Raw genomic sequence first — 12,605 nt, 5'->3', positions numbered from 1 at the left:
CGGGAGGGCAGTCAGCCGAGCGTCTCCCGGGCCGAAGCGATCAGTGTCAGGGCCTTCGTGCCGTAGACGGCCAGCTCGGACAACTGGGCGAAAGTGTCGGCGTACATGGCAACTTCGCTGGGCTGGGTGAGGGTGAGGTGGCCTGAGACCAGCTCGACGTTGACCTGCGCGGTGTCGAAGATCCAAAAGCCCTCCACAGGCATCCTGGAGCGGTCGGCCCGCATGGGCACCACGCCCAGGCTGATGTTGGGCGAGGAGCCGACGGTGACCAGGCGGTCGAGCTGCTCGGCCAGTACGTCCGCTCCGCCGAGGCCGTTGCGCAGGACCGGCTCTTCAACGATGAAGGCGAACCGCCGCCGACCTTCGCGCAGGACGCGCTGGCGCTCCATGCGGGCGGTCACCGCTTCGGCGACATCATCCACGGGGACTCTTCGGCGCTGGATCGCGCGCAGCACGGCCTCGGTGTAGCCCTGCGTCTGGAGTAGTCCGGGCACGAGCCAGGAGGAATAGGCCCGGAACCGGCGCGTGCGTTCGAACAAAGGCAGACGGGCCTGCTGGGCCTGCTTCAACCCGGCGCGTTCCATGCGCCGCCATCCCACCCACATGCCCTCGGCGGTGCGCATGGAGGCGATGAGGTCCTCTGCCTGCTCTTCGGCTCCGCAGGCCCGGCACCAGGCCCGGATGTCCTCAGTAGAGGGCGGTGTACGGGCGTTGATGATCCGGGAGGACTTCGAGGGGTGCCACCCGCACAGAGCGGCGAGGCCGCGGCCGTTCAGCCCGGCGTCCCGGCACAGCTCTGCGAGGCGGTCGGCCAGGGCCTGCCGGGCCTGCTGGGCGCTGGAAGAGGCGGAGACGGCCATGGGGAATGGGGCGGTTCAGCAGGGCTGGTATCCCTGGTGGGGGATCGCGCGCCGCCATACCGCCTCGAAGGCCTCGGTGCACAGCTTCACCTGCTCAGGGGTGTCGGTGTACTCTCGGCCGTCCTCGTCCAGCTGCCCATCGCCGGTGAAGTGGTGGAGAAGAACCAGCTCGGCGTCGAAGACCCAGAAGTCGGTGCCGGGCAGGGCCAGGTCGGTGGTGCGGCGCCGGGGCAGCCAGCGGACCTGCTCACCGGCGGCGATGTTGGTGAAGGTCAGATCGAGTTCGTAGCGTATGTAGTCGCTGAGGGGTTCGGAGACGATCCGGGCGCGCCGGACCTGCACACCGCGGTCCACGGCGTCGCGGACCGCGTCGTGCCAGCCGTTCCACCACGATTCCCGGTCGGTGGGGTCCAAGCGTCGGCCGTTCTGCCAGGCGATGAAGCCGGGATCGTCGAGCATGTAGGAATCGCGCATCTCGAGGTGGACCGCCGAGTGCCGGGCCTGGGCCAGGGCGTTACGCGCGGGTGGCTGCACTTGCTTTCTCTCCGTTGTCGTCGGGGCGGGGAATGTAGTTCAGCATGACTGCGGGGAGGCGGATGACGGTCTCGTGCTCGGGGACGTCCGTGGAGTGCCCGGGGATCGATCCGATCTCCTGGCAGGCCCTCACCTCTTCGTCGGTCGCCTTGTAGGACTGGATCAGCAGGTCTCCGGTCTCCGTGTCGCGCCAGATGGTCGGTGACTCATCGGTCGGAGTGTCAGGGATGATCCCAAGGAACTCTAGGGGCACGGCCGCTCCTGTCGCCGAGTGGATCGCACGAACGTGCACGAGCCTTGCGCCTCTGGCTGCTCAGAGCAAGGGCCCGGCCGAGGAGGGATTGGCGGCCGGGCGGCTAGACAGGATTCCGTGCAACTTCGTGCAACTTGATTGAGGCGTCCCCACCGGTCTTTCTACGGTCGAGGCAGCGGGGCGGCTTTGAGCCGCCGACCGCTTCCCGGAGCCCTGCGACCCTGAGGACGACCATTGGCCGAAACCGCCGACAAGACCAAGGCCCCCGAGGTATGGCGCCGGGAGATGGTGGAGGCGCTGAAAGCCCCCGGCGCGCTCAACGGGATGGAGCTGCCGGCCCGGCTGGAGCGGGCGCTGCTGGAGGTTCCGCGGCATCTGTTCGCCCCCGGGGCCGACCTGGAGGCCGCGCACAGCCCGTTCACCGCGGTGGAGACCAAGCAGGACGAGAGGGGAGTGGCGCTCAGCTCGGTCTCGGCCCCGCAGGTCCAGGCGATGATGCTGGCCCAGGCCCGCGTCGAACCCGGGATGCGGGTGCTGGAGCTCGGGTCGGGAGGCTACAACGCCGCCCTGATCGCCGAGCTGGCCGGCCCCTCCGGGCATGTGGCCAGCGTCGACATCGACCCCGAGGTCACCGAGCGCGCCCGCAAGCTGCTGGCCGAGGCCGGCTACCCGCAGGTCCAGGTCGTCACCGCCGACGGCACCGACGGGCTGCCTGAGCAGGCCCCTTTCGACCGGATCGTCGTCACCGCCGGCGCCTGGGACATCCCCCCGGCCTGGAGGGCCCAGCTCACCGGAACCGGGCGGTTGGTGGTGCCGCTGCGGATGCGCTCGCTCACCCGCTCGGTGGCCTTCCAGCGCCGCGGGGAGCGCCTGGTCGGCGACTCGGCGCTGATATGCGGGTTCGTGCCGATGCAGGGGGCCGGTGCCCGGGCCGAGCAGGTGGTGCTGGCCAACGGCGATGAGTCGGTCGGGCTGCGCTTCGACGACGGCGCACCGGCCGACCCCTCGCTGCTGGACAACGCCGTGCGCGGCCCGCGCACCGAGGTGTGGAGCGGCGTCGAGGTGGGGCGGCAGGAACCGGTCATGGGCCTGCAGCTCTACCTGGCCACGCATCTGAGCGGGTTCTGCCTGATGAGCGTGGATCCCGAGGCTGACACCGGGCCGGTCCGGCCCAGCAACCCCTACTTCTCGATGGCCGCGGTCCAGGGCGACAGCTTCGCCTACCTGCTGGTCCGCCGCACCCCGGACGGGGAGGACGTGGAGTACGGGGTGCACGCCTTCGGCGCCCGCGGCGCAGAACTGGCCGACGAGGTGTGCGGCCTGTTGGCGGCCTGGGACCGGTTGCACCGCGGCGGCCCCGGCCCCCAGATCACCGCCTACCCCGCCTCCACCCCCGACGAGGAGCTGGAAGGCGACACCGTCATCGACAAGGAGCATGTGCGCATCACCCTGGCCTGGCCAAAGGGAGCCTGAGCACCCAGGGCGAGACCGGATCGCCCCTGCCGGGCAGTGAACGATCGGAACGGAGAAGAACATGGCCACCCCCCTCCTGCTGGAACCGGCGCCGTCCATCACCGCAGCAGACACCGGGCCGTCCGAGCTCGATGAGGACTTCGAACTCGACGTGCGGGTGGTGCTGACCACCCACCCCAGCGGCAAGCTCGCCTGCACCACCAACGACGGGTGCGGCAGCACCTGCCAGAACGGCGCCTCGGCCTGCAACAGCTTCGTCGGAGACCCCTTCTGATCCCTGGTCTGAGGACCGCAGGCCGCGGGGGCCGACCGGTGTCGCCCCCGCTTCCTTCTCCGCAGGGCATAGACAGGAGGGTGAAAGTGGGGGAGCGGGAAAAGCGCTACCGGGTGTGCGCGGCGATGGTGCGGGCCACCACCGCCGAAGGAGATCCGGCCCCGCCTTCGGGGATCGACCCGGATGAGGCCGTCGGCGCGCAGCAGCTGCGTTCCTGGTCGAAACGGCTGTGGAGCCGCCCCGTGCCGGACGCGGCGCTGCGCTCGGCCTCCCCGGTCCTGCACCGGCGCCTCGCCAAGGTGCACGGCCGCAGCGGCGAGGCGCCGCTGGGACGTCGTGAGACCAAGGCATTGCTGTCCTCGGCGGCCTTCGCGCTGCGCTGGCGGCACCGCCCGACCCCGGCGGGCCTGTTCGCCGGCATCGCCCCGCTGGCCCTCGGCCCGGCGCGCGCCGCATGGGGAGAGGAGCACCGGCTGGGCCTGCGACCGGGCTCCGAATGGCTGGCCGGCGTCATCGACCGGCTCCTGGCCATCCCCGAACTGCGGTGGCGCGCCCCGGTTCTGGCCAACCCCTGCGTGCACCCCCGCGGCGGACGGCTGGTGGCCCCCGGCAAGCCCGCCGACGAGCAGGCGGTGCAGGCGGCCCCGGTGGAGGTCTCGGTGCGCCGCAGCGCCCCGGCGGCCGCGGCCCTGGAAGCGGCCCGCACGCCCATCGCCTACGGGGAGCTGGCCGACCGCATCGGAGAAGGGTTCCCGCGCGCCACCGAAGCCCGGACCATCCGCCTGCTCGACGGGCTCCTCGAGCAAGGGCTGCTGCTGGAGGGGGTGTGGGCGCCGATGGGCCGCGTCGACGCGCAGGCCCACCTGCTGGAGGTCCTCACCGAGATCAGCGCCGCCGAGATCCCCGAGGCCAAGGCGCTGATCGACGACCTGGACGCCGTCCACCGAGAACTGGGGCGCGATTACACGACCGCGGATCCGGCCTCCCTCGCCGAGGCGGTGCGCCGCATGCGCCACTGCCACCGCTCCCCAGGGGGCGTGTTGGCGGCCGATACGGCGCTGCAAGGCGACATCGCCGTCCCGTCCGCTGTCGGCCGCGAAGCCGAGCGCGCCGCAGAGCTCTTCCTCAGACTCACCCCGTTCCCCTACGGCGCGCCGCACTGGCACGACTACCACCGGCGCTTCCGCGACCGCTACGGTCCCGGCGCCGCCGTTCCGCTTCTGGCGCTGGTCGGCGACGGCGGCCTGGGGTTTCCGGCCGGCTTCCTGGACTCGCCCCACCAGATGGCCCCTCGGCCGCACCAAGCCCGCGACGCCGTCCTGCTGGAGCTGGTGCAGCAGGCGCTGATGAGCGGGGAGGAGGAGATCGTTCTGGGCGCCGATGACCTGGACCGGCTCACCGCCGGCGGTACTGAGGCCGTGTGGCCGGACCGGGTGGAGCTGAGCGCGGCGGTCCACGTAGGCAGCCTCCAAGCGCTGCAAGGCGGCGACTTCCTACTGGAGGTCACCGGAGTCCCGCGGCCGGCCAGCAGCATGGCCGGGCGCTTCCTCCACCTCCTCGAAGGACCGGCCCGCACCAGGTGGGCCGGGTCCTACCAGAGCGAAGACGGCGCCCTTAGCGCCCAGGTCTCCTTCGTTCCGCGGCGGCGCGCCAACAGCGACATCACCCGGACCCTTTCCGTTCTGCCGTTCGAGGTCGCCTTGTCCCACCACGGCGGCGGCGATGGCGTCCTCACCCCGCGCGAGCTGTGCGTGGTGGCCGATGCCCGCGGGTTCGGCCTGGTCCATGCACCCACCGGGCGCGCGGTGCAGCCGCGGGTGCTGCACGCCCTGGAGGCCGGCACCCACACCCCGTCCCTGGCGCGCTTCATCGCCGAGCTTCCCCTGGCCCGCTGCGCCTGGTACACGGCCTTCGACGCCGGGGCCGCCAAGACGCTGCCCTACCTGCCGCGCATCCGCTGCGGGCGCACCGTGCTGGCACCGGCCCGCTGGCGCCTGAAGCCAGAGGACCTGCCCCGGCCCGGCTCGACCACCCGGGAATGGGAGCAGGCCCTGCAGCACTGGCGCCGCCGACTTCAGGTGCCCGACCGGGTGGCCATGGTTGAGCACGACCAGCGGCTGCCCCTGGACCTGGGCGAGCCGCTGCACCGGCGCCTGCTGCGCACCGCGGTGCAGGCGGGCGGAGTCGAACTGCGCGAGCGCCTGGACCGTGACGGCGGCGGGTGGGCCGGCCGGGCCCACGAGGTCCTGTTCGCCCTGAAGACGACCGGAAAGCCCCACCGCCCCGCCTACCACCCTCCGCCCGCGGCCGAGGAGGAGCCCGCGCCGCTGCTCCATGCACGCCTGGACGTCCACCCCGCCCGCATCGACGAACTCCTCACCGGCCACTGCGACACCTTCGGGGAGCTCGCGGAAGCGTGGTGGTTCCAGCGCGACACGCCGCTGTCCGAGTCCCGCACCGGCCTGCTGGTGACACTGCGGCTCAGCGACCCCGCCGCCTGGACCGAAGCGGCCCGGCACCTGGCCGACTGGGCCCACCGCCTCCAGGAGGACCACCTGCTCGGCGGGATCGACTTCACCTCCCGGACAGAGCACACCGGCCGCTTCGGGCACGGGCCGGCCATGCGCGCCGCCCACGGGGTCTTCGCCGCCGATTCAGCGGCCGCGATCACCCAGATCCGCACCGCCCAGGGCGGCTCCTCCCAGGGCAGGGCGCTGGCGGCGGCCGGGATGGTCGCCATCGCCGAAGCGCTGGCACCCACCCCCGAGCAGGGCAGGCGGTGGCTGACCGAGGACTTTTCCGACCTGCGCGCCCCCGTGGCGCGCACGGAACGCGAACACGCCCGGCACCTGCTCGCCCCCGGATCGGCGGCCCGAGACACCAGGAGCGGCCTGGGCCGGGCCTGGGAGCAGCGCCGCGAAGCACTGGCGCGTTACCGCGAACACCTTTCGGCCCAGCGCGATCCCCGCACCGTCCTGCGCTCACTGCTGCACCAGCACCACCGCCGCGCACTGGGCCCCGACCCCGATCGCGAGCGGTCCCTGCTGCGCCTGGCGCGCGACTGCGCCCGCAGCCTTCACCACTGGGGCCGCTGATGCAGACCGCACCCGCCCCCGCAGCCCCCGCCGCGCTGCTGAGCCAGACCCACCGGGCCAGGGCCGAGGAGTTCATCACCGGCTGGGCCCGGCGCCCGCCGGCCCCCTTCGATCCCGAGACGGCCCACTGCCTGGCATCAGGCCAGGCCGGTGACGCACTGGCCTACGCCGAACTCGCAGCCCAAGGGCGGGCGGACCCCGCGCTCGCGCTGCGCTTCGCGGCCCGCACGGCCGGCGGCGACATCAGCGCCTCGGATTCAGCCGGGCTGTACTGGGGTGCGCCGGCCGTGGCCTTCGCCCTGCACACCGCCGGGCCCCACCCCGCCCACACCAAAGCCTCGGCCGTCCTGCACACCCACATCACCCGCCTGGCCCGCCGGCGCGCCGCCCGCACCCTGCGCCGCATCGGCGGCCAAGAACCGGCCCGCTTCGCCGAATACGACGTCATCTCCGGGCTGGCCGGCCTCGGCGCCTTCCTGCTGCACACCGCCCCCGCAGAACCCCGGCTCGCCCAGGTCCTCACCGCCTTGAGCGCCCTGGCCCAGCCGCTCACCCTCGCCGGGAAGAAGGTCCCCGGCTGGTGGGCGGCCCACGACCCGCGCGGTACCCCCGCCCGCCCGGCCCGGGGGCATGCCAACCTCGGCACCGCCCACGGCATCCCCGGCGTGCTGATGCTGCTGAGCCGGGCCGCCCGCGCGGGCATCACCGTCCGCGGGCAGAAAGACTCCATCGAGCACCTGGCCGCCTTCCTGGTCGAATGGAGCCAGGACGGCCCGGCCGGGCGCTGGTGGCCCGAACACATCGATCTGGAGGAGTACACCTCCCACCGGCCCGCCCGGCAGGGGCCGGCGCGGCCCAGCTGGTGCTACGGAACCCCGGGTATCGCCCGCGCCGGGCAGCTGGCCGCCCTCGCCCTCGGCGATGCGCACCTGCAAGGCTTCTTCGAAACCGCGCTGGCCGGCTGCCTGAGCGATTCCGCCCAGCTGTCCGCCCTGGCCGATACGGGGGTGTGCCACGGCTGGGCCGGGCTGTTCCAGACCGCCTGGCGCGCGGCCGCCGACGCCGCAGACCCTCGTCTGCCCGCGCTCCTCCCCGGGCTCGCAGGCGCCTTCACCGACGCTCTGCCCAGCACACCGCCCAGCGCCCCGGGGCTGCTGGACGGCGGTGCGGGAACGGTGCTGGCCCTGCTGACCGCCGCAAGCGACCGTGTAGAGACCGGGTGGGACGCATGCCTGCTGATCGACTGAGCCCTACCGCCCTGGAAGAGGCGGTGCGCGCGGTGCTGGGCGGTGCCCCGCTCCACCGGGCCGCAGCCCGGGCCAAAACCACAGCACAGGAGCTGCAGGCGGCCGCCGACCTCTACCACCAGGCTGGCACCCGCGCCCTGCGCCACCACCGCCCCGGCCGGTGGTGGCAGGCCGACCTGGAGTTCACCGACTGGGAACGCGCCGAAACCGCAGTCCGCCCACTGCTGCCCCGCCTCGCCCCGGGCCCGCAGAGCCAGTGGTGGTTCATCCGCAAACACCCCTGCTGGCGCCTGCGGGTACGCGCCCTCGGCCACGCCCACCGCGCCCGCACCGAAGCGGCCCTGGACGACCACGTCGGCCAAGGGCTCCTCATCGGCTGGCGCACCGTGGTCTATGAACCAGAAACCGCGGCTTTCGGTGGACCGGCCGGCATGCAGGCCGCCCACGCCCTGTTCCACGCCGACAGCGCCTTCGCCCTGCAACCCCCGCCCGGCCTGCCCCTCGGGCGCCGCGAACTCAGCCTGGCGCTGTGCTCGGCCCTGCTCACCGGGGCCGGCCTGGAATGGTACGAACAGGGCGACGTATGGGACGCCGTCGCCGCGCAGCGCCCGCTCCCTGCCGGGCATGAGCAGCGCATCGCACGGCTCGCGGACCAGGCGGGATCCCTACTGGGCCTGGACAGCGGCCCCCAAGGCCCGCTGTTCGCCCCCGGCGGGCCGCTGTCCTCCTGCGCCGGGATCGCCGAGGCGTTCCACACCTGCGGCGCGGCCATCGGGTCCGCGGCGCGCAGCGGGCAGCTGCAGCGAGGACTGCGCGCCGTGCTGGCCTACCACGTCATCTTCCACTGGAACCGCCACGGTCTGGGAGCAGGCTCCCAGGCCCTGCTCGCCCGGGCCGCCCGCACCGCCATCCTGCACCCGCCCCCGACGACACCGCGGCCGGTGGCCGGCCACGGGAAGCAGCGGCCGCCACTGCGCGAAAACCCGGACCGCTCGGAGAAGCAGGGATAGCGTGGCCGGTGTGGAACACACCCCGCCCTCCCGCCCCGACCGGCCGGAACCGATCGGATCCGAGGACACGCGGCTGATCGTGCTGCGAGGTCCTTCCGGGGCCGGAAAATCGACCCTGGCCGCGCAGATCCGTTCACACTGCGGGCCGCCCATCGCCGTCATCGGCCAGGACACCGTGCGCCGCCTCATCCTCAAGGAGAAAGACGTGCCCGGGGGCGTGAACATCTCGATGATCTCACTCATGGCCGCCCACGCCCTGGACAGCGGCCACCACGTGGTGCTGGAGGGCATCATGGCCGCCCGGCGCTACGCGGGCATGCTCACCGGCCTGGCCGAACGCCACCGCGGCACCACGCGCATGTTCTACCTGGACGTCTCCTTCTCCGAGACGCTGCGCCGGCACACGACCCGGCCCCAGGCGGCCGAGTTCGGTGAGCCCGAGATGCGGTCGTGGTACCTGGAACGCGACCTGCTACCGGACGGCAGGGAGCAGATCATCCCGGAAGAGGCCACCCTCCAGACCGGCCTGGAAACGATCATGCGCGAGACCGGCCTCAGCACGGACCCGAACCGATGACCGACGATGAACGCGGCGGCGGGGCCGCACCGCCGCCCGGCGGCACGCGGACGGGGCCCGCGCCTTCGGCTCGTGCCCCGCTCTACCTGCGCCACGCCTGCCTCGCCATCGACTTCGAGGCTCTGCCCTCCGCGCAGACCAGCAGACCCTGTTCAGCATCGCACGAGAGGTAGTCATGGGATCCAGCGCCGCGCCAACAGACGGAGCAGGCTCTGCAGCTGATAGCACCATCGCGGTGAACTGCAACGCGCCCACCGTGCCCGAGGCAGAGGCCGAACGGCACCGCAACGCCCTGGTCGATCGGATTCAGGCCGCCGGCCACGCCGCCACCCCGGCGGTCGAGACCGCACTGCGCACCGTGCCCCGGCACATCTTCGTCCCCCGCGTGCCGCTCGCCGAGTCCTACGCCGACGCGCCGGTGAACATCAAGTACGACAGCGACGGCACCTCCATCTCCTGCGCCTCCCAGCCCCGCATCGTCGCCCTCATGCTGGACCAGCTCCAGGCCGGGCCCGGCCACCGCGTCCTGGAACTGGGTGCCGGCACCGGATACAACGCCGCCCTGCTCAGCCGCCTCGTCGGCCCGTACGGGCACGTGACGACTCTCGACGTCGACGACGACCTGGTCGAAGGCGCCCGCGCCCACCTCGCCGCAGCCGGCTCCACCAACGTCGACGTGGTGACCCGTGACGGGGCCCGGGGCTATGCCGAGGGCGCACCCTATGACCGGATCATCGCCACCGTCAGCGCCCACGGCATCCCCCGGGCCTGGCTCGACCAGCTCGTGCCCGGTGGCCGCCTCGTCACTCCCCAGCGGCTCAAGGGCAGCGTCTCGCGCTCCATCGCCTATGAGAAGCACGACGGCCGGTGGGTATCGGTCGGTAGCCAGATGAACACCTTCGTGCCGCTCAGGCGGGGCATCGCCGACGATGACCGGCACATCGTCCCGCTTACCGCGGACGGCACGGTACGCCTCCAGGCCCCGGCCAGTGGCCGGATCGGCGCCGAGGCGCTGGCCGGGGTCCTGGACCGGCCGGGGACCGAGGAGTGGACCGGGGTGAAGGTCCGCGCCATGGAGAGCCCGGAGTGGATGGAGCTGTTCGTCTCCTGCTCTGTGCCCTCCGGCCTGATGCGGATGCTGTTCCCGCAGGCCGCCAGGGGCACGGTGCTTGCAGAGGACCCCTACCCGTCGTCAACGGCGGCCGTGGACAAGGGGGCACTCACCTACCTCGCCCGGCGGCTGTCGGAGGAGAAGGCGCCCGAGGGAGGAAAGCTCTGGGAATTCGGCGTCATCGGCCACGGCCCCGGCAGCGGTGAACTGGCAGCGAAGGTCGCCGAGGCCATCCGCACCTGGGACCGCGGCTTCCGCGGCCGGGAGGCGGTGTTCGAGATTCGTCCACTGGATGCACCGCTGGATGCGCCCGCGACCGAGCAGCAGCCCGGTGTCTTCCTTCTGGACACCCCGCTGAACCGCGTCCTCGTCACCTGGCAGTAGCCCGCCGACATGGGCTCGCTGCCTATGAGCAGGTCTTGCGCCGCGTTTCGCTGCCCGCCTCTGCGGAGCCCTGACGGACCCTCAATTCCTCATAGTTCAGCGTGTCCGCGCCTTTGCGGAGGCGTCCGCGTTTTCTGTCGCCGGCTACCTTCATGACCTGCAGCAGAGATTGCAGGGCTCAGTGGGAATCAACCGGGGCCGCGCAGTTCAGCACACTGTTTTGATTCAACCGCGAACCGAAAACACCTTAGTACTGCAACGACACTTCGTGATGCACTCTGCGTCTGTAATGGCTGCTGCGAGCTCGGGCCTGGCTTCTTCTTCGCCACTGGGACCAGGCAAGGGCGTGCCGGGAACCGTTGCGAACCGGAAAGGTGATGCGGTTGAAGAGCCGCCGGGCCTCGTTCATCGTCACGGGCGCCAGGGGATGGCCGGCTACAGTCTCCGCATCCCCCTTTTTGCCTCCGCTCGCAGGATGGCGAGAAAGGCGAGGGCGGCCATGGACAGGGTTATATGCCGATACCATGCGGTGTAGCCGCGGACCTGGTAGTGGCCGAGTCCGGTTTCATTCTTCGCGGCCTGGAAACACTCCTCGACCATCCACCGCGATCCCGCGATCCGCACAATCTCTTCCAGCGCCGTCCCCGCCGGGCAGAAGCAGATGTAGTAGGCGATGTCCGCGGGGTCGGCGATACTGCGCCGCGCCAGCAGCCAATGCTCCCATCCTTCACGCCTGAAGGGCCGGACCGCAGCTGCGGCCCAGTCGTAGACGCGCGGGCCGCGGGCGCCGCCGCCGCAGCTCAGACGCTCCCATGCCTCGTCAGGCAAGTCGCTGACCAACTGGTGCGCACGGGCCTGGCCGAAGAATTCCATCGTGATGACCATCTGCGACTTCGGGACGGCCAGGACATGGGGGATGTCGTGGGATTCCAGCCACACCCGGATACGGCTCGTCTGGCCATAGAGTTCATCCGCGGTCACCCATCCGAACGGGATTCCCGCCCCCGCCGCGCGCTGGAGCATGCGTAGGCCCATGTCCGGCTTGGTGGCGAAATCGATGTCATCGCCGATTCCGGCGGCCCGGCAGCGCTCCCGGTCCTCGGTCCAGGACTTGGGAAGGTAGAGTTCCCGGTCGATCAGCGCTCGCCCCCGGTCCGACCCATAGGCCAGGAACACTCCGATCTGGGAATTCTCGATCCGGCCGGCCGTCCCTGAGTACTGGCGCGCCACGCCGGCGGACCGGACCCCTTTCTTGAGGAATCCCGTCTCGTCGAGAATGAGGACTCCTCGTTCGGGGTCGCCGATATGCTCCATCACCGCATCGCGGACATCATCGCGCAACGCGTCTGCGTCCCACAGGTAGTGGTTCAGCAGCCGCTGCATGCCCTGGGGGCCGTCGTCCCCCGCGGCCTCCGCCAGGGTCCAGCCGTTCTTCCGCTCTGTCTCGCTCAGCAGTCCCCGCAGGTAGGACACCATCCGCCGCCGGGGCTCCACCCGCCCGAAACGTCCCGCGAACCGGGCCGTGAAGTCAAGAAACGCATCTGACCGGCCTTCGATTGTCTGCTTCACCACGATGCGGTCAACGATGCCACGTCCCCCGCATCACGGAGTGTCGTTGCAGTACTAGGCCGGAAACGAGGACAACGCCCCGCTTCTCCAGGAGCGGGGGACTCACCCCCGCGTACGCGGGGAGCACAACGAACACCATGCGGGTCTGGCGGGGGGACAGGACTCACCCCCGCGTACGCGGGGAGCACCGGCTCCAGTCGCTCGGCGCCGACCTCGTG

The 12,605-nt window shown here is 71.7% G+C and carries 10 protein-coding genes and 1 pseudogene; 7 read left to right on the top strand and 4 right to left on the bottom strand.

What is annotated here, in order from left to right; all coding sequences use genetic code 11:
- Window positions 1–11: 11 nt before the first annotated feature.
- The 3 genes from J0910_RS31085 to J0910_RS31075 are packed head-to-tail and all read right to left on the bottom strand — an operon-like array spanning window position 12 to window position 1,647.
- Window positions 12–860: a helix-turn-helix domain-containing protein gene (locus tag J0910_RS31085; protein ID WP_420162334.1), complete on the bottom strand. Its 849-nt coding sequence runs from the start codon at window positions 858–860 to the stop codon at window positions 12–14.
- A gap of 15 nt (window positions 861–875) precedes the next feature.
- The gene (locus J0910_RS31080) at window positions 876–1,394 is read right to left on the bottom strand and encodes a DUF6879 family protein (RefSeq protein ID WP_420162333.1); all 519 of its coding nucleotides are present in this window, start codon (window positions 1,392–1,394) and stop codon (window positions 876–878) included.
- Window positions 1,375–1,647, bottom strand: a complete 273-nt coding sequence (locus J0910_RS31075) for a hypothetical protein (protein ID WP_420162332.1) — start codon at window positions 1,645–1,647, stop codon at window positions 1,375–1,377. The genes J0910_RS31080 and J0910_RS31075 overlap by 20 nt, the downstream gene beginning before the upstream one ends.
- A gap of 234 nt (window positions 1,648–1,881) precedes the next feature.
- On the opposite strand from J0910_RS31075, the gene fxlM (J0910_RS31070) reads away from it, so the two are divergent.
- The 7 genes from fxlM (J0910_RS31070) to fxlM (J0910_RS31040) all read left to right on the top strand — a co-directional run bounded on the left by fxlM (J0910_RS31070) (window position 1,882) and on the right by fxlM (J0910_RS31040) (window position 10,818).
- Window positions 1,882–3,120, top strand: a complete 1,239-nt coding sequence (fxlM, locus tag J0910_RS31070) for a methyltransferase, FxLD system (protein ID WP_420162331.1) — start codon at window positions 1,882–1,884, stop codon at window positions 3,118–3,120.
- Window positions 3,121–3,181: 61 nt separating this feature from the next.
- Window positions 3,182–3,394 carry an FxLD family lanthipeptide gene (locus J0910_RS31065; protein ID WP_420162330.1) on the top strand — a complete coding sequence of 71 codons (213 nt, stop codon included), beginning with the start codon at window positions 3,182–3,184 and terminating at the stop codon, window positions 3,392–3,394.
- Between the two features lie 86 nt (window positions 3,395–3,480).
- A complete protein-coding gene (locus J0910_RS31060) occupies window positions 3,481–6,489 on the top strand; it encodes a lantibiotic dehydratase (protein ID WP_420162329.1) in 3,009 nt (1,002 codons plus the stop codon).
- On the top strand, window positions 6,489–7,736 hold the full coding sequence (locus tag J0910_RS31055; protein WP_420162328.1) for a lanthionine synthetase C family protein: 1,248 nt from the start codon (window positions 6,489–6,491) through the stop codon (window positions 7,734–7,736). Before J0910_RS31060 ends, J0910_RS31055 begins: the two co-directional genes overlap by 1 nt.
- On the top strand, window positions 7,718–8,746 hold the full coding sequence (locus J0910_RS31050) for a thiopeptide-type bacteriocin biosynthesis protein (RefSeq protein ID WP_420162327.1): 1,029 nt from the start codon (window positions 7,718–7,720) through the stop codon (window positions 8,744–8,746). Before J0910_RS31055 ends, J0910_RS31050 begins: the two co-directional genes overlap by 19 nt.
- A gap of 10 nt (window positions 8,747–8,756) precedes the next feature.
- Entirely contained in the window at window positions 8,757–9,323 is a 567-nt protein-coding gene (locus J0910_RS31045; RefSeq protein WP_420162326.1) for an AAA family ATPase, read from the top strand.
- 235 nt (window positions 9,324–9,558) lie between these two features.
- Window positions 9,559–10,818, top strand: a complete 1,260-nt coding sequence (gene fxlM, locus J0910_RS31040) for a methyltransferase, FxLD system (RefSeq protein WP_420162325.1) — start codon at window positions 9,559–9,561, stop codon at window positions 10,816–10,818.
- Window positions 10,819–11,065: 247 nt separating this feature from the next.
- Here fxlM (J0910_RS31040) and J0910_RS31035 read toward each other — a convergent pair.
- Window positions 11,066–12,375: pseudogene (locus J0910_RS31035) on the bottom strand (IS701 family transposase).
- Window positions 12,376–12,605: the final 230 nt, after the last annotated feature.

Source organism: Nocardiopsis oceanisediminis (assembly GCF_048595525.1).
GTDB lineage: Bacteria > Actinomycetota > Actinomycetes > Streptosporangiales > Streptosporangiaceae > Nocardiopsis_A > Nocardiopsis_A oceanisediminis.
The sequence above is the reverse complement of the archived record's forward strand: the minus strand, read 5'-3'. Positions and strand labels throughout refer to the sequence as shown.